13 protein-coding genes and 2 pseudogenes are annotated in these 16,251 nt (G+C 69.8%); 5 read left to right on the forward strand and 10 right to left on the reverse strand.

Annotation, left to right across the window (positions count from 1 at the left end; translation table 11 throughout):
• Nucleotides 1–107 precede the first annotated feature (107 nt).
• The 3 genes and pseudogenes from AB0O76_RS32555 to AB0O76_RS32565 all read right to left on the reverse strand — a co-directional run bounded on the left by AB0O76_RS32555 (nucleotide 108) and on the right by AB0O76_RS32565 (nucleotide 1,985).
• Nucleotides 108–869, reverse strand: a complete 762-nt coding sequence (locus AB0O76_RS32555; protein WP_365498569.1) for an amino acid ABC transporter ATP-binding protein — start codon at nucleotides 867–869, stop codon at nucleotides 108–110.
• 40 nt (nucleotides 870–909) lie between these two features.
• Nucleotides 910–1,071: pseudogene (locus tag AB0O76_RS32560) on the reverse strand (amino acid ABC transporter permease); the annotation flags it as partial.
• A 56-nt stretch (nucleotides 1,072–1,127) separates the two neighbouring features.
• Nucleotides 1,128–1,985, reverse strand: coding sequence for an amino acid ABC transporter permease (locus tag AB0O76_RS32565; protein ID WP_365498572.1), 858 nt, complete (start codon nucleotides 1,983–1,985; stop codon nucleotides 1,128–1,130).
• A gap of 452 nt (nucleotides 1,986–2,437) precedes the next feature.
• On the opposite strand from AB0O76_RS32565, the gene AB0O76_RS32570 reads away from it, so the two are divergent.
• The gene (locus AB0O76_RS32570; protein ID WP_365498575.1) at nucleotides 2,438–3,412 is read left to right on the forward strand and encodes an ABC transporter substrate-binding protein; all 975 of its coding nucleotides are present in this window, start codon (nucleotides 2,438–2,440) and stop codon (nucleotides 3,410–3,412) included.
• Between the two features lie 64 nt (nucleotides 3,413–3,476).
• On the opposite strand, the gene AB0O76_RS32575 is transcribed toward AB0O76_RS32570, so the two are convergent.
• Nucleotides 3,477–4,772 carry a DUF5685 family protein gene (locus AB0O76_RS32575; protein WP_365498578.1) on the reverse strand — a complete coding sequence of 432 codons (1,296 nt, stop codon included), beginning with the start codon at nucleotides 4,770–4,772 and terminating at the stop codon, nucleotides 3,477–3,479.
• Between the two features lie 291 nt (nucleotides 4,773–5,063).
• Here AB0O76_RS32575 and AB0O76_RS32580 point away from each other — a divergent pair, with 291 nt between their 5' ends.
• Nucleotides 5,064–5,504: a cell division protein SepF gene (locus tag AB0O76_RS32580; protein WP_365498581.1), complete on the forward strand. Its 441-nt coding sequence runs from the start codon at nucleotides 5,064–5,066 to the stop codon at nucleotides 5,502–5,504.
• Nucleotides 5,505–5,517: 13 nt separating this feature from the next.
• On the opposite strand, the gene AB0O76_RS32585 is transcribed toward AB0O76_RS32580, so the two are convergent.
• Both AB0O76_RS32585 and AB0O76_RS32590 read right to left on the reverse strand, forming a co-directional pair.
• Entirely contained in the window at nucleotides 5,518–6,714 is a 1,197-nt protein-coding gene (locus AB0O76_RS32585) for an acyl-CoA dehydrogenase family protein (RefSeq protein ID WP_365498584.1), read from the reverse strand.
• A gap of 131 nt (nucleotides 6,715–6,845) precedes the next feature.
• Nucleotides 6,846–8,471, reverse strand: coding sequence for an MFS transporter (locus AB0O76_RS32590; RefSeq protein WP_365498588.1), 1,626 nt, complete (start codon nucleotides 8,469–8,471; stop codon nucleotides 6,846–6,848).
• 229 nt (nucleotides 8,472–8,700) lie between these two features.
• Here AB0O76_RS32590 and AB0O76_RS32595 point away from each other — a divergent pair, with 229 nt between their 5' ends.
• Nucleotides 8,701–9,861, forward strand: a complete 1,161-nt coding sequence (locus AB0O76_RS32595) for a glycosyltransferase family 39 protein (RefSeq protein WP_365498591.1) — start codon at nucleotides 8,701–8,703, stop codon at nucleotides 9,859–9,861.
• Between the two features lie 238 nt (nucleotides 9,862–10,099).
• Nucleotides 10,100–11,119 carry a phosphatase PAP2 family protein gene (locus AB0O76_RS32600; RefSeq protein WP_365498594.1) on the forward strand — a complete coding sequence of 340 codons (1,020 nt, stop codon included), beginning with the start codon at nucleotides 10,100–10,102 and terminating at the stop codon, nucleotides 11,117–11,119.
• A 105-nt stretch (nucleotides 11,120–11,224) separates the two neighbouring features.
• On the opposite strand, the gene AB0O76_RS32605 is transcribed toward AB0O76_RS32600, so the two are convergent.
• Nucleotides 11,225–11,440, reverse strand: coding sequence for an I78 family peptidase inhibitor (locus AB0O76_RS32605; protein WP_365498597.1), 216 nt, complete (start codon nucleotides 11,438–11,440; stop codon nucleotides 11,225–11,227).
• A gap of 415 nt (nucleotides 11,441–11,855) precedes the next feature.
• On the opposite strand from AB0O76_RS32605, the gene ctaD reads away from it, so the two are divergent.
• Nucleotides 11,856–13,580, forward strand: coding sequence for a cytochrome c oxidase subunit I (ctaD, locus tag AB0O76_RS32610; RefSeq protein ID WP_365498600.1), 1,725 nt, complete (start codon nucleotides 11,856–11,858; stop codon nucleotides 13,578–13,580).
• On the opposite strand, the pseudogene AB0O76_RS32615 reads toward ctaD, so the two are convergent.
• From AB0O76_RS32615 to AB0O76_RS32625, 3 genes and pseudogenes are all read right to left on the reverse strand, one after another.
• Nucleotides 13,495–13,884, reverse strand: a pseudogene (locus tag AB0O76_RS32615) (WYL domain-containing protein); the annotation flags it as partial. The gene ctaD and the pseudogene AB0O76_RS32615 overlap by 86 nt on opposite strands.
• Nucleotides 13,885–14,088: 204 nt before the next feature.
• Nucleotides 14,089–14,964, reverse strand: coding sequence for a hypothetical protein (locus tag AB0O76_RS32620; RefSeq protein WP_365498603.1), 876 nt, complete (start codon nucleotides 14,962–14,964; stop codon nucleotides 14,089–14,091).
• The gene (locus AB0O76_RS32625) at nucleotides 14,961–16,226 is read right to left on the reverse strand and encodes a glycosyltransferase family 4 protein (RefSeq protein ID WP_365498606.1); all 1,266 of its coding nucleotides are present in this window, start codon (nucleotides 16,224–16,226) and stop codon (nucleotides 14,961–14,963) included. The genes AB0O76_RS32620 and AB0O76_RS32625 overlap by 4 nt, the downstream gene beginning before the upstream one ends.
• Nucleotides 16,227–16,251 lie beyond the last annotated feature (25 nt).

Here is a 16,251-nt window from a genome sequence, read left to right on the forward strand (position 1 = left end):
GCCCGCCCCAGACCTGCTCCAGGGCGAGGATCGCGTTCTGCGGGGAGACCTGCCGGCGCCGGATCTCGGCGCGCGGTATCGCCCAGGACGAAGGTGACGCCGGGCAACTAAAGGACCTTGGAAAGGAACGCTTGGGTACGTTCGTGCCGCGGCCGGTCGAGTACGTCACCGGGGGCGCCCTGTTCGACGATGAGTCCTTCGTCCATGAAGACGACCGTGTCGGCGACCTCGCGCGCGAAGCCGATCTCGTGGGTGACGACGATCATCGTGGTGCCCTGGCTCGCCAAGTCCTTGATGACGTCGAGGACTTCACCCACCAGCTCGGGGTCGAGCGCAGACGTCGGCTCGTCGAAGAGCAGCAGTTTCGGCTCCAGGGCGAGCGCGCGGGCGATGGCGACGCGCTGCTGCTGTCCGCCGGAGAGCTGCTTGGGGTAGGCGTCCGCCTTGTCGGCGAGCCCGACCCGGGCGAGCAGCGCCTCGGCGTCCGCGACGGCTTCCTTGCGAGGCCGCTTCAGTGCCGAGACCGGCGCCTCGACGATGTTCTCCAGGACGGTCAGATGCGGGAAGAGATGGAAGTTCTGGAAGACGAAGCCGATCTGCGTACGCTGCTTGAGCACCTCGCGTTCGCGCAGCTCGTACAGCTTGTCGCCGGAGCGCCGGTAGCCGACGAGCGCACCGTCGACGCTGATCCAGCCCTTGTCGACCTTCTCCAGGTGGTTGATGGCGCGCAGGAGCGTGGACTTGCCGGATCCGGAGGGCCCGAGGACGACGGTGACCTCGCCCGTCTGCACCTCCAGATCGAGGCCTCGCAGGACTTCCAGTGCCCCGAAGGACTTGTGTACGGAACGGAGTTCGACCATCGCGCTCATCGCGATGCCCCCTTCGAGAAGTGACGTTCGACGTAGTGCTGGCGGCCTGGTGCAGCGCGAGCCCGAGGACGGCCGCGCTCATCGCGCCGACGAGCCCCATCGTGTCGAAGGAGAAGAAGCCGGGCCCGAACGGGATGCCGAGCGCGAAGCCGAGAGCCGTGCCGTAGAAGGTGAGCTAGAGGGTGACCGGGACGACCTTCAGCGCACCGAAATCCTCTTCGGTGAGGTCATCGGCGGACGGCCTGCGCTCCGTCACGCTCATCGGGTCCGCTCCGAACCGCGCGCGTAGTGCCGCTCCACGTAGTACTGGCCGACGCTGAGCAGCGAGGTGACCACGACGTACCAGATGGTGGCGACCAGGAGCAGCGGGATCACCTGGTAGGTGCGGTGGTAGACCAACTGCACGGAGTACAGCAGGTCCTGCACCGCGATCACGCTGACGATCGAGGTGCCCTTGAGCGCGCCGATCAGCATGTTCCCGGCCGGCGGCACGATGGAACGCATGGCCTGCGGCAGGACGATCCGCCGCCATCTGCGCCACCGGCCGAGCCCGAGCGCCTGCGCGGCCTCGATCTGCCCGCGGTCGACGGAGAGGATGCCGCCGCGCACCACCTCGGCGGCGTACGCGGCCTCGTGCAGGGTGAGCCCGATGACGGCGATGCTGATCGGCCCGAGGAGGTTCACCGTCTTCACGCCGAAGAGGTACGGGTACAGCGCCCCGATGTTGAACCAGAACAGCAGCTGCACCAGGATCGGCATCGACCTGAAGAGCCAGACATAGCCCCAACTGACGCTCCGCAGCACGGGATTGGCCGACAGACGCCCCGCCGCGAGCAACGCGCCGAGCGCGAAGCCGAGCACCATGACGACGGCGGTCAGCCAGAGCGTCAGCCACAGGCCGCGCAGCACGGACGCGGAGGTGAAGTGGTCGCCGACCACGTCCCACTGGAACGCGTCATTGCGTACGACGGAGTTGACGGCGAGGCCGAGCAGCACCAGGACCACGGCGGCGGCCGCCCACTGTCCCGCGCGGCGCTGCGGCACGATGCGCGGGAGATCGGGCGGGGGATCTTGAGGAGGGGCGGTCGCGGCTTTGGCGAGCGTGTCGGAAGACATGGCAAAGGCTCCGTGGATACGGGAGGTGATGCCTTCACACGGACCGAGCCCCTCAGCACGATCCGCCTTGAGAGTACGGGGACCTTTCGGCCCGCTGTCAAGGCTGTCCAGGATATGAGCGTTACGTCTCACGCCAGTTGACGCGGAAACGGATGCCTGCTCCACTTGCCCCATGCATCCGCAGCAGTGGCTGGTCACGCGCTCCCACATCGACTTCGGTCGAGTGTGGTCCGCGTCGTGTTCGACGACTCTCTGAGCCGACCCCCTGCGCGCTGAGCCCCTTCGCTGTTCCCGGGTCTCTCCCGCCTTGCATCTCCCGTGCGCCCGCGCGCCGTTGACCTCGCCTTCACACGCGTACGCCACTGCTGCACCGTCCTGAGCAGCGGCCCCCCTCCCCTCGTACGTCCGCTTCGCCCTGCCCTGCCTGGCCGCCTGATGGAGAACGTCACGCCATGAGCAAGTCCGCGCCTTCGCGCTTCCCGCACTCCCGCCGCATCCCGGCGGCCTTCGCCCTGATCACCGCCGCCACGCTCACGCTCACCGCCTGCGGTTCGGGCGGCTCCGCCGACACCACGGGTGGCGCGGCACCCGCGGGCAGCAGCGACAAGATCCCCACCACGGACGTGGTCTCCTCGGTCAAGAAGAACGAGGCGGCGGCGGAGCTCCTCCCGTCGGACGTGCGCGAGCGGGGCACCGTCAGTCTCGCGACCGCCGTCGGCGGCAGCCCACCGGGCAACACGTACCTGGAGGACGGGAAGACGATCGTCGGCCAGGACGCCGACTTCGCGGAGGCGGTCGCCAAGACGCTCGGCCTGAAGCTGAAGCGGGAGGCCGCGAGCTTCGAGGCGATCCTGCCCGCCCTCGACAGCGGCAAGTACGACCTGGGCACCGGCAACTTCGGCGTGACCGAGGAACGGCGCAAGACCATCGACTTCGTCACGTACATCAACGACGGCCAGGGCTTCGCCGTCCGTGACGACAGCAAGCTGAAGAAGGTCACCGACTTCGAGCAGCTGTGCGGCCTGAACGTGGCGACCGGCGCGGGCACCACCTTCGAGGTGACCCTGGAGGACAACAAGCACGTCTGCGAAGACGCAGGCAAGAAGCCGTACAGCGTGAAGACGTACGCCGAGCAGAGCGCGATCTGGGGCTCGCTCCAGCAGGGCCGCAGCGATGTGGTGATGTCCACCATCAACGGACTGCGCTACGGCGTCGCCCACCAGGAGGGCCTGAAATTCCTGGGCGAGTACCACCGCCTGGACGTCGGCTTCGCCTTCAAGAAGGGCACGAGGCTCGCGCCCGCATTCCAGGCAGCGGTGAATCAGCTGATCGAGGACGGCACGTACGACCGCATCCTGAAGAAGTGGGACACCCAGGGCTCGGCAATCGCCGAGTCCCGGATCTCACCCCCGGAGATCAAGGACTGAACCGCCGTCAGGTGTGGCGCCCCGAAGGGGCGCGGGGCTGTGACAAGCAAAGACCGCCGAGTACCTAAAGCCCGCAGTCACAACAAGAGCAGCACTCGCAGCACGAGCAGCATCCACCGTCACCACAGTTGTTGCAGCAACCCTCCCGCTTCTTGCGGGACCACGGCCCTTCATAGGACTCCGCACAGCACAGCTTGCAGGTGCAGCAGAGCCCGATGGCCACCGCGCACCCCGCCCAGAAGCCCCGCTTACCCGGCTTCGGCGGCTGCGGCTCGAACGCGGGCCCGCCACCGAAGCCGCCCGGCCCGCCGGGACCGCCCGGCGCCCCGCCTCCGTACGGATTGCCACCTCCGTACGGGGACTGCGGGCCGTACGGACCGCCGGAGGGAGGTCCATACGGTCCGCCCTGCTGGCCGTACGGCCCGCCCTGCTGAGGCGGGCCGCCCTGCGGCGGCCCGAAGGACCCGCCCTGATGGGCCGTCACCTCATGGGAGTGCCCGCACGACTCAGTCCCGAATGCGCGGTCCACCGACCGCGACAGCTCATGCGCGAGCAGCACATGCGCCAGCTTGCCGTCCGTGAACTCGGCATCCCGCAGCGCGAGCCGGATGCCGTGCACGGCGTCATCGGCGAGCCGCCGGGCCTCGGCGAGGCCCGTACCCGTGGCCGCCAGCGGGTTCCACGCACCCGACGCGGCGTCAGCTTCCTTGTCCTCCACGGCATCCAGGAGATGCGCGAGCCTGCCGAAGAGCCGTCCGGCCTCGGCGAGCGGCTCGGCATTGCCGGGCCTGCCCGCTATGACGGCGGTGTGCGCGAAGGCGGCCGCCGTCGCGGTCTCGGTGGGTTCGGTGACCGTCAGAAGCGAGGTGCCGGGGCCCGCCAAGCCCTCGATGCCGACCTGCCGTTCGACGGCGTCGACCAGGACCGCAGTGTCGAAGCCCACATCGGCGCCGGTCCGCGCGCCCGCCCGGTCCCAGCTCCGCGCGACCTTCCGCGCGGCGGCCGCCACCGGCCTGCGCGCCAAGAGGCCGTCCCCGTCGACGACGTGGTCGCGCACCTTGGCCGACGCGAGCACCAGCGAGACGGCGGCGGCGAGCCGCGCACCCTCGCCCTGCGCGACGGAAGCGGTCCGCATGCCGCGCAGCGGACAGGGCCCCGCGGTGCGCCGCCAGCCGGTCGACTTCTCGGCCTGAGCCTCCGTCAGAACCGAGATGATGAGGCCGTCGTAGTTGGTCACGACGCGGGCGAACTGCCCGTGGTCGCCCCGCAGCGCGAGGCAGAGCCCGCACAGATGCGCCATCCACTGTGTCTTCAGACCCTCACCGAGGCGATGGCTGCATGGCCTGACGATTCCGAACAAGACGACTCCCCCGAGAAGCCCGGCAAACGATCAACTCCGGCATCGTATCCAGGGTTCCGTTCACCCGGACGCACCGGCCGTCACCCAAACGCCGGGAAAATCATATTTCACTCACTGTCAGCAACCGTATACGGCAAGACCCTTGAGGAATCACGTGCTTCGGGCAGTTGACTCTGCACCAGTACCGTCACGAAAACCCCGCGCGGCGACTATCCACTTGGCGCACCATCCGCATCATGGACGAACATGGGGATGCGGAACGCAGAAAGCCCGCTGTGAGAGGAGGCGTCCATGGGATCGGTGCGCAAGGCGAGTGCCTGGCTTGGCCTCGTCGACGACAACAATGACGAGCGTTACTACGACGGCTACGACGATGACGGTGCCGAGGGACCCGGCGATGCCTGGGTCACCGACCCGCGCGTGCGGGTGGCGACCGAGACGGCCGAGGAGCAGGGCCGCCGGATCGGGACCGTGACCCCGGACAGCTTCCGGGACGCGCGCGGCATCGGCGAGATGTTCCGGGACGGCGTCCCGGTCATCGTGAACCTCACGTCGATGGAGCCCGGCGACGCCAAGCGCGTCGTGGACTTCGCGGCGGGCCTGACCTTCGGTCTGCGCGGCTCCATCGAGCGCGTGGCGACGCGGGTCTTCCTGCTCACCCCCGCCGACACGCAGATCGTCAACGGGGAGGCCGCGAGCCGCCCCGCCGACGGTTTCTTCAACCAGAGCTAGCAGGCGAGGCCGCTCACCGGAAGGCGTCGATGCCGGTGAGCGCCTTGCCCAGGACGAGCTGGTGCATCTCGACGGTGCCCTCGTAGGTGAGGACCGACTCGAGGTTCGTCGCGTGCCGCATCACGGGGTATTCGAGCGAGATCCCGTTGGCACCGAGGATCGTCCGTGACGTACGGCAGATCTCGATCGCTTCTCGTACGTTGTTGAGCTTGCCGAAGCTGACCTGCTCGGGTCGGAGCCGGCCCGCGTCCATGCGCCGGCCGAGGTGGTGCGCGAGCAGGATGCCCTTGTGCAGCTCGACCGCCATGTCGGCGAGCTTGGCCTGGGTGAGCTGGAAGCCGCCGATGGGCCGGCCGAACTGCTCGCGGGTCTTGGAGTAGGCGACGGCCGCCTCGAACGAGGAGCGGGCTGCGCCCATGGCTCCCCAGACGATGCCGTAGCGGGCGTGGGAGAGGCAGCTCAGCGGGCCCTTGAGGCCGGTGACCTCGGGCAGCACCGCGTCGGCCGGCAGCCGCACCTCGTCCATCACCAGCTCGCTGGTGACGCTCGCGCGCAGCGACCACTTGTGCTTGATCTCGGGCGCCGAGAAGCCGGGGGTGTCGGTGGGGACGACGAAGCCCCGGATGCCGTCGTCGGTGTGCGCCCAGACGACGGCGACGCCCGCGACCGATCCGTTCGTGATCCACATCTTGCGTCCGGTGAGCACCCAGTCGGTGCCGTCCTTCTTCGCGAAGGTGCGCATGGACGCCGGGTCGGAGCCGTGATCGGGCTCGGTCAGGCCGAAGCAACCGATGATCTCGCCCGCGGCCATCCCCGGCAGCCACCGCTGCTTCTGCTCCTCGGAGCCGAAGCGGTGGATGGCGTACATGGCGAGGGAGCCCTGCACGGAGACGAGCGAGCGGATGCCGGAGTCGGCGGCCTCCAGCTCAAGACAGGCGAGCCCGTACTGCACGGCGCCGGCACCCGCGCAGCCGTAGCCCTCCAGGGACATGCCGAGCGCGCCGATCGAGCCGAGCTCGCGGGCCAGATCGCGGATGCCGGGCAGCTCGCCCTTCTCGTACCAGTCGGCGATGTACGGCAGCACGCGGTCGGCCGCCCAGGTGCGGACGGTCTCGCGGATCGCGAGGTCCTCCGGGTCGAGGAGGTCGTCGATGCCGAGCGGGTCGGTGGGGTCGAAGGGCGGCAGGGGCGTACGGCTGCGTGCGGACATCTCGGGCCTCCGGCGGCGCGCAAACTAGCAGTGGTAGTTACTGACGGCTGGCTGCGACGTTACGGTGCGGGGTCACGCAGGAACAAGGGCGGGTGGGTGGCGAAGCCTCCGGCCGAAGGCCGGAAATCACGTCAGCGGACGGACTCCGCGGCTACCCCCGCCGCATCCCGGGGTGCCGGTATCCCCTGCTCAGGCAGCTCCGCAGGAGCCCCGCACTCCATGGTCCGCGGAAGGCGCAGCGCCATCAGCGCGCCGAGCAGCAGCAGCCCCGCGCTGACCAGCAGGGTCACATGCAGCCCGTGCACGAAGGACTCGCGCGCGGCGTTGCGCAGCGCGGCCCCCGCGTTGCCGCCGAGCCGCGACGCGACCTCGTACGCCTCGCCGAGCGAGTGCCCCGCAGCGCCGCTCTCCTTGGCGGGGACGCCGGGCACGGAGGAGAGACCCGGCGCGTACGCCGCGTTCATGACGCTGCCGAGGAGCGCGATGCCGATGCCCGCGCCCAGCTGGTACGAGGTCTCGCCGATGGCGGCGGCGCCGCCCGCCTGCGACTGGGGCGCCTCGCTGAGCATCGACTCGTACGAGCCGAAAAGCGTGGTCTGCAGGCCGAGGCCGAGCAGGACGAAGCTGGTCAGGAGCAGCGGGTCGTTGGCCTGGTCGCCCATCCCGGTGAGCACCACCACGGCCACCGCGGTGAGGGTGAAGCCGGAGGCGACCATCGTGCGCGGCCCGAAGCGGTGAAGGAGTTTCGATCCGGCGAGGCCCGCGGCCATCGCGGCGACGGTGAGCGGCACGAGCCGCATGCCGGTCTCCAGCGGGGAGAGGCCGAGCACCAGCTGCAGATACTGCGCGGCGACCAGCTCGAGGCCCACCAGGGCGAGCATCGCGAGCACGATGCAGCCGAGCGAGGTGGAGAACGCGGGCCGCGCGAACATCGACAGGTCGATGAGCGGGTGCTTGCGCCGCCGCTGCCTGCGGACGAAGCCGACCAGGAGGGCCGCGCCCACGGCGAACGCGAGGAGGGTCGTCATGCCGAACGGCGACTCACCGCCGCCCGCGCGCTTCACCGCGAAGACGAGCCCGAAGAGGCCGCCCGCCGCCATCAGCGCGCCGACGACGTCCCACGGTCCGTTGCGGTCGCCCGTCGACTCGGGGAGCAGCCAGCGCCCGATGGGCAGGCTGACCAGCATCAGCGGGATGTTTATGAGGAAGACCGAGCCCCACCAGAAGTGCTCGAGCAGGAAGCCGCCGAGCAGCGGTCCGCCCGCGGCGCCGATGCCGGCCACCGCACTCCACACGCCGATGGCGAGGGCGCGCTCGCGCCGGTCGGGGAAGACCTGCCGGAGGATCGAGAGGGTCGCGGGCATGATCATCGCGCCGCCGACACCGAGCAGGGCGCGGGCCGCTATCAGGACCTGCGCGTTGTCCGCCGTGGCCGCCACGGCCGATGCCACACCGAAGAGCGCATATCCGAGCAGCAGCACCCTCCGGCGGCCCACCCGGTCACCGAGGGTGCCGAAGAGGATGAGCAGCGAGGCGCAGACCAGCGGATAGACGTCGACGATCCACAGCAGCTCGATGCCACCGGGCTTCAGGTCCTCCGTGACGGCGGGCACCGCGACGTGCAGCACCGTGGCGTCGACGGCGACGAGCAGCAGGCTGACGCAGAGGACGACGAGAACCAGCCAGCGGTTGGCGCCGTCCTGAGACCTGGGCAGCCGACGGCCAGAAGGAGCAGTGGCCGTGGTTGTCCCCGACATGTGCGATACCTCCCAGTGATCCCTCGCATCGGCGGCCCGCGGGACGTGATCTCCCAGCTGGCGGCGGCGAAAGGCGAGTGAGCCGTCAGCGTACGCGAGTTCACGGCTGTGGCGCGTGGCGGACCTCTCATGGTTGTGCGGAGACCGTGTGGCATACGCCACGCCGCCCACGCATGGACCACGCACCCGGGCCGTCGCGCGGTTCCTGTGTGCGCCGATAATCGAGCCCGTGACAGACCTCGACCAACGCCTGCCGCGGCCCTCGTACGGCGCCCGCGCGGGGACCGCGCTGCGCCGTGCCGCGCCCGCACTCCTCGCCTACGCCGGGGTGCGCGCCCTGGGCGTGGCGGTGCTCGCGGTGTGGAGCGCGGCGGCGGGCAAGAGCCCGCACACGCTGCTCACCGCCCGCTGGGACTCGCTCTGGTACACCCGCGTCGCCGAGTTCGGCTACGGCTGGGAGGTGCGGCTTCCGGACGGCAGCGTCCACTCCAACCTGGCGTTCTTCCCTCTCCTTCCCTGGCTGGAGCGCCTTGTCTCGGCGGTCAGCCCCTTGTCGTACGCCGATGCGGGCCTGGTGGTGAGCTGGCTCGCCTCGCTCTGCGCCGCCGGGGGAATCTTCGCGATCGCGGATCACCTTTACGGGTGCCGGGCCGGGATCTGCGCGGTCGTGCTGTGGGCGGTGCTGCCGGTCGGCATCGTGCAGTCGATGGCGTACAGCGAGTCACTGTTCACCGCGCTCGCGGCCTGGTCGCTGTACGCGGTGCTCACGGGCCGCTGGGTGTGGGCGGGCGTCCTCGCGTCCTTCGCGGGTCTTACCCGCCCGGTGGGCGCCGCGGTGGTCGCCGCGATCTGGGTGACGGCAGCCGCCGAAGTCCACCGGGAGCGACGGGCCGACGCGCGGATGATCCTCGGGGTGCTCCTGGCACCGCTCGGCGCGGCGGGATATGTGCTCTGGGTCGGCCACCGCACCGGCGACGGTCTCTTCGGCTATCTCGACGTCCAGGCCGGCTGGGGCAACGGCTTCGACTTCGGTTACGCCTTCGCCCGCTTCATCGGCGACAAGTTCACCGGCTTCCCCGCGGCCCTGGCGGGCGTCGGCCTGATCATCGGGGTCGCCCTGCTGATCTGGCTGTACGTCGTCGGCGTACGCAGGAAGCAGCCGCTGCCGCTGCTCGTCCACACGGGCATCGTCGTCGCGCTGGCCTTGTGCGCGGCGGGCTACTTCGGCTCGAAGCCGCGGCTCCTGCTGCCCGCGTTCCCGTTGCTCCTGCCGGTCGCGGTGGCCCTCGCGCGGCTGCGTACGTCCAGGTCGGCGCTGGTGCTCGGGGGCGTGGCCGTGGTGAGCGCGGTGTACGGGGCGTTGTGGCTCAACGGCTCAGGGCCTCCATGATCATCAACCGGCATCTCCGGTGATCGAGGGGAAAATTCAGGACCAGGTCCCGGTGAACGAATAAATAAGCGCCATAAAACTGCTGCGATAATGATCAAAGAATTGGGTAAGGAGATCGTCGCGGAATAGAGAAAGGCGGGGAATAAGTCCCCGTCTGAGATCTATGCCACATCACATCGTCATCACAAAGCCACTGATTCGGCCTAGTTCCGCACTCACTCGCTGTAACGTCGATTGAGTGCGTACCGAACGAAACCTCACCCGTCTGGACCGGGTCTTCGCCCGGCTGGACCGTGAGCCGGAACGACCGGCCGGCCTCGATGTACCGAGGATGAGCAGGCACCGGATCGTGCTCTTCAGCGCGACCCTGGCCTTCTACCTCGCCATCGTGGTCGCCGTGCTGACCACTTCGTGGCTGGTGCGGTTCGACTGGCAGGTCATGTTCTTCCGGCCCTATCAGCAGTGGCCCGAGATCCACGCGTTCCTCGACTACTGGGTGGTCCTCGGCCAGCGCGGCCCGACCGCCGTGATGGTCGCGGCCTGGCTCGGCTGGCGCTCCTGGCGGCAGCACACCATCCGCCCGCTCCTGATGTTCGGCGCCTCCCTGCTGCTGCTCAACGTCACCGTCGGTGCCGCCAAGATCGGCATGGGCCGCCTCGGCCCGCACTACGCCACCACGATCGGCGCCCACGAGATGGGGCTCGGCGGCGATATATTCCCCAGCGGCCACACCGCCAATGCGGTCGTGACCTGGGGAATCCTGGCTTACCTGGCCTCCACCCCGGTCACCCGCCGCTATCTGTCGGCGCTCTCCGCCGTGGTCTCCCTCAGCGTGGGTCTGACCACCGTCTACCTCGGTACGCACTGGCTGAGCGATGTCCTGCTCGGCTGGGCCGCCGGTCTGCTCATCCTGCTCGCCCTGCCCTGGGTGGAGCCGCTGATCGCCCGGATCGAGGGCTGGATCTTCGGCCTGCGGGAGAGCTGGCGCGAGCGCCGCGCCGCCACACAGGCCCCGGCCGCCCCGCTGCCCGTTCCGGTGCCGCAGCCCGGTGGTCCTGCCGACGAGCCGCCGGTCCGCGAGCCGGTCGGCGCATCGCGCCCCGCCCGCGCCCCGGCCTACCTCGCGCCGGGCCCGCACACACCGCGCTCCGAGCGCAGCCCGGTCACCCCGGCGGGCAGCCGCCGCCCGCCGCACTCCGAGCGGGGCTCGCGCCCCGCATCGTCGGCCCGCCCGATGGCGGGCGGTCCGACCTCCTAGCAGCGGGGACGGTACGCACAAACCACACCCCCGCACGGCGAAGGCCCCGGTTCCCTCACAGGAGCCGGGGCCTTCGCCGTGCGCGCGGTCGGCCGGGAGTGGCTTTCAGCCCTTCCAGCAGCGGATCACGACGCCTTCCTTGACCTCGAAGTTGAGCCGCCCCACGCGGTACTCCATGGTGATGATCGCGCCCGGCGGCAGCGACCTGACCGTGGACCAGCCGCGCTCGCGGGCCTGCCGCTCGGCGCCATCGGCGGCGAGGCCGACGTAGGCGTCCGGAGTGTCCTGGGGTTCGGCGGGAGGGGTCGGAATAGGTGCCATGGCCGCCACGTTAGGCGGCGCGGCCCCGCCGGGGAAGGCCGGGGCCGGACACCATGCGTCACCTATCCCACCCCTGTCACGCTTTTGTCACAGCATCACGACGCCCGTTTCAGCCGAACTCCGTCACACGTACGGGCGGTTCCGTACGCGTCCGGAAGTGATTCATGGATTTCCCACGGGCTCCCCGGGACACTTCCGATACGGCTTGAATGGGGCGGCGAAAAGGTCGGCGAGGCGCCTTTACACACCCTCCGCATTTACGAATCCTGGGCGCTCGGCAGGATGGGACACCGCATAGGGAATTCAGGATTCCGGCACAGCGGGCCGGTACGCCCTCTGTCGGAGTCGGGTGTGACGCGAGCATCATGGCGGGTGCTTCGGTCAGGCCCAGGGCGCGACGGCGAAGGGGCAGGCGATGGGGACTGAGACCGCGCAGGCGGCGACACAACCGGTCGGGCAGAGGCGGCCCGGCCGGGTTCTGATCGACTGGCTGACCACCACCGACCACAAGAAGATCGGTCATCTGTACCTGATCACATCGTTCGTGTTCTTCCTGATCGCCGGCCTGATGGCGCTCATGATGCGGGCCGAACTCGCCCGCCCCGGGCTGCAGCTGATGTCGAACAACGAGTTCAACCAGATGTTCACCATGCACGGCACGATCATGCTGCTGCTCTTCGCGACCCCGACGTTCGCGGGCTTCGCCAACGAGATCATGCCGCTCCAGATCGGCGCGCCCGACGTCGCCTTCCCGCGCCTGAACATGCTCTCGTACTGGCTGTTCCTGTTCGGCGGCCTGATGGTGCTCGGCTCGCTCCTCGTGCCCAGCGGCCCCGCCAACTTCGGCTGGTTCGCCTACGCCCCGCTCAACAGCCTGGAACGCTCACCCGGCATCGGCGCCGACCTGTGGATCATGGGGCTCGCGCTCGCCGGATTCGGCACCATCCTCGGCGCGGTGAACTTCCTGACGACCATCATCGGGATGCGGGCGCCCGGCATGACGATGTTCCGGATGCCCATCTTCACCTGGAATGTGCTCTTCACGTCGATCCTGGTCCTGATGGCGTTCCCCGTGCTCGCGGCCGCGCTGCTCGTCCTGGAGGCGGACCGGCGCTTCCACTCCACGGTGTTCTCCGCGGAGAACGGCGGTGCGCTGCTGTGGCAGCACCTCTTCTGGTTCTTCGGGCATCCCGAGGTCTACATCATCGCGCTGCCGTTCTTCGGCATCATCACGGAGATCATCCCGGTCTTCAGCCGGAAGCCGATCTTCGGCTATGTACCGCTGGTCGGCGCGACGATGGCCATCACCGGCCTCTCGGTGGTCGTGTGGGCGCACCACATGTTCGCGACGGGCGCGGTCCTGCTGCCCTTCTTCTCCTTCATGTCCTTCCTGATCGCGGTGCCCACCGGGGTGAAGTTCTTCAACTGGACGGGGACGATGCTCAAGGGATCGCTGTCCTTCGAGACCCCGATGCTGTGGGCGGTCGGCTTCCTGGTGAGCTTCCTCTTCGGCGGCCTGACGGGCGTCATCCTGGCCTCGCCGCCCCTGGACTTCCACGTCACCGACTCGTACTTCGTGGTGGCGCACTTCCACTACGTCGTCTTCGGCACCGTCGCCTTCGCGACCTTCGGCGGCTTCTACTTCTGGTGGCCCAAGCTCACCGGGAAGCTGCTCGACGAACGGCTCGGCAAGATTCACTTCTGGACGCTCTTCGTCGGCTTCCACACGACGTTCCTGGTGCAGCACTGGCTGGGCGCGGAGGGCATGCCGCGCCGATACGCGGACTACCTGGCGGCGGACGGCTTCACCGCCCTCAACACCATCTCGTCGATCGGCGCGTTCCTGCTCGGCATGTCCACGCTGCCGTTCCTCTACAACATCTGGAAGACCGCCAAGTACGGCGCGAAGGTCGAGGTCGACGACCCCTGGGGCTACGGCCGCTCCCTGGAGTGGGCGACCTCCTGCCCGGCGCCGCGCCACAACTTCGTCACACTGCCCCGGATCCGCTCGGAGTCCCCGGCGTTCGATCTGCACCACCCCGAGTACGCGGCGCTCAAGGCGCCGGACGCCCGGCCCCCGGCTCCGCGGACCGAGCCCCCCGGTCCAGGGCCCGACCCAGCAGGTCCCGCGCCGAGCTGAGCCGTTCGGTGAGGTCCGCCGGCTCGACGACCTCGAACTCGAAGCCCATCAGGAGCACATGGATCACCATGACGTCCAGGCTCATGGCTCCCGTGCGCAGCAGGCAGCTCCGCTCGCTCTCGGCCTCCAGGGTGCCGTCCGCGGGGTGATCCGCTCGGCCGCCGTCTCCAGGGGCACGAGCAGCCGGATCACCGCCTGTGCGGCGTACGCGCGGGTGGAGACGCCCTTGAAGACGTACTCGGCGAGGTCGTCGGCGGGCGGGGTGCGCGGGGTGCAGCGGGGACGGAGGTCTCACCGATGCCCTCGATCCCCTGCCCCGCGGCGATGCGCAGACCCACCGCCACCGCCTCATCGTCGTCGGGTGCGGGCGCCCAGTTGGTAGCCGCCGCTCCTCGACCGGCTCGGCAGCGAGAGCAGGCGGAGCAGTCGTGCGGAGGTCTCCAACATGGGGGTGATTGTGCCCGGCGTCGCGGACAGCGGCTGTCCGCGAATGCCGTCCGCGAAGAGGTCAGTCCTCGATCACGCTCGCCTCGCGGATCCGTACCGAAAGGTCGTTGTCGTTCGTGTAGTACGGGCCCGCCTCCAGCGGCCCGTGCGCCGCCGTCTCGATCCGCGCCGCCGGGTACGTGAAGATCGGCTTCTTGTCCGGTACGTCGTCCAGGAGCCGGGCCAGGCGGATCCGCGGCCCGCTCTCGCCCAGCGGGCGCAGCCACAGGTCCCACGGCCCCGGGCCGCTCTCGGCGAGCCTGTCGCAGCGCAGGCCGAAGCTGAACTCCGGCCCGTCAGCGGTCAGTTCACAGCTCTCCACGCGGTCGGGCTCGGCGCGGCGGGACGCCTCGGCGTAGGCGGCGCCCGTCACCGCGGTGCCGTACACCCGCCCGCGCACGGTCACCGCGGCGCCGGCGATCTCGAGCTCGCCGATCTCCGCGTGCGGGGCACGCAGCCAACTGCGTACGGAGAGGTTGCCCTGCTTGGTGGCGTACGGGATGCGTACGGCGATGTGGCCGCGGGCGCCGCTCGGCGCGCGGTCGACCAGCGAGCGCAGGTCGTTGACGCCGGGCGCAAGGCGGCGCGGTGCGGCGCCCTCGACCTGCGCGTAGGCGTTCCAGCGGCCCTCGGCCAGCTCGACGCTGCTGGGCAGCGCGGCCCGCAGCCTGCCGTCGGCGCCCGGGGACAGCGGAAGCCGCACGTCCTCGTCACAGGACGCGGCCTCGCGGCGGCGAAGCAGCAGATGGGCCACGCCCGTCCCGCCCGGGTCGGTGACGTCGAAGGTCAGACCGCCCGCCGAGTCGGCTATGCAGTCGGCGCGCGGTGCCGCGGCCACGTCCTGCCCGCTCCCGGCGTCGCAGGGCGTCGAGGCGTCCGATGTGGCCAGGGCCGTCATGCGGGGGATCCCTTCGTCTGTATGCCGTGTCCGATGTCCCGCACGGCGTACACACCGCCGAGCAGCGCGCCGCGCGTACGGTGCAGCGATCCGCGCATCCGGCCGCCGAACGAGCTGCCGCGGGCGAGCATCCCGCTGAACATCGCGTCGTAGCGCTCGGCTATGCGGGCCGGGTCGAAGCGCTCGGAGTCCTGGAGCGCCGCGCCCGCCATCCGCTGCCGCAGCGGTTCGTTGTTGATCAGTTCGAGCAGCCCGCCCGCGATGGCGTCGGTGTTGCCGACCTCGACGAGGCGTCCGTCGACACCGTTCTCGATGATCTCGCCGGGCCCGTGCGGGCAGTCGGTGGCGACGACGGGCAGGCCGCAGCGCATCGCCTCCACGATCGTCATGCCGAAGGACTCCAGGCTCGAGGTGACGGCCGCGATGGAGCCCTTGGCCCACTCGGGCTCGATGGGGTGGGCGGGACCCATCAGGAACACGTGGTTGTAGAGGCCGAGTTCATCGATCAGGGCGCGCAGCTTCTCCTTCTGCTTGCCGCCGCCGTAGATCCGAAGCCGCCAGTCGGGGCGCTCGCGCCGCACCTTGTCGAAGGCCCTGATGAGCAGGTCGTACCGCTTGACGGGGGCGAGCCGCCCGGCCGCGACGACCCACTTGTGGGAGCCGTCGGCGGGCTCGATGCCGGGCGCGGGCACGGGGTTGGGCACGGCCTGGACATGGACGCCGGGCAGCCGCATCTTGCGGCGGTAGGCGCGGGCGTCGGCCTCGGTCGTCGTGGTCAGGACGTCGAGGCGGGGGTAGACGCTGCGCAACTGGCGGCGCAGTTCCTTGGAGTGGCTGTCGAGCGTGAGGTGCTCCTGGCCGACGCGCAGCGGTCCGCGCGCGGTCTCACGCGCGATGTGCACATTGAGCCCGGGCCGCGTCCCGACCACCACATCGGCGCTCACCGATGCCAGATGCTCGGCGATGCGCCGGTCGGTGAGGGCGCTGTACTGGTCGTAACGCCCTTCCGCGGCGGGGAACGTACGGGCGGGCAACAGGGCGTCGGGGTCCTGCCCTTCGAAGCCGGGGCTCTCCTTGCGCACGTCCACGAGGTGGCTGAGCGCGACGCGCGGGTCCGGGGTGAAGACGGGTTCGTCCCGGTGCCGGAAGACGGAAACGATCTCGACGTCGTGCTGCTCGGCGAGAGTGTTCGCCAAGTTGTACGTCGTCCGGATCGTCCCGCCGATTCCGTACGCGTTGTGAATCAGGAAAGAGATATGCATGCGTCCCCGTATCCCACGCTTCCCC

This window comes from Streptomyces sp. NPDC086554 (assembly GCF_040686095.1).
GTDB lineage: Bacteria > Actinomycetota > Actinomycetes > Streptomycetales > Streptomycetaceae > Streptomyces.

Coding starts and splice junctions, on each gene's coding strand:
- AB0O76_RS32555 (WP_365498569.1), bottom strand. CDS start 869: ATGAGCGCGATGGTCGAACTCCGTTCCGTACACAAGTCCTTCGGGGCA.
- AB0O76_RS32565 (WP_365498572.1), bottom strand. CDS start 1,985: ATGTCTTCCGACACGCTCGCCAAAGCCGCGACCGCCCCTCCTCAAGAT.
- AB0O76_RS32570 (WP_365498575.1), top strand. CDS start 2,438: ATGAGCAAGTCCGCGCCTTCGCGCTTCCCGCACTCCCGCCGCATCCCG.
- AB0O76_RS32580 (WP_365498581.1), top strand. CDS start 5,064: ATGGGATCGGTGCGCAAGGCGAGTGCCTGGCTTGGCCTCGTCGACGAC.
- AB0O76_RS32585 (WP_365498584.1), bottom strand. CDS start 6,714: ATGTCCGCACGCAGCCGTACGCCCCTGCCGCCCTTCGACCCCACCGAC.
- AB0O76_RS32590 (WP_365498588.1), bottom strand. CDS start 8,471: ATGTCGGGGACAACCACGGCCACTGCTCCTTCTGGCCGTCGGCTGCCC.
- AB0O76_RS32605 (WP_365498597.1), bottom strand. CDS start 11,440: ATGGCACCTATTCCGACCCCTCCCGCCGAACCCCAGGACACTCCGGAC.
- ctaD (WP_365498600.1), top strand. CDS start 11,856: ATGGGGACTGAGACCGCGCAGGCGGCGACACAACCGGTCGGGCAGAGG.
- AB0O76_RS32620 (WP_365498603.1), bottom strand. CDS start 14,964: ATGACGGCCCTGGCCACATCGGACGCCTCGACGCCCTGCGACGCCGGG.
- AB0O76_RS32625 (WP_365498606.1), bottom strand. CDS start 16,226: ATGCATATCTCTTTCCTGATTCACAACGCGTACGGAATCGGCGGGACG.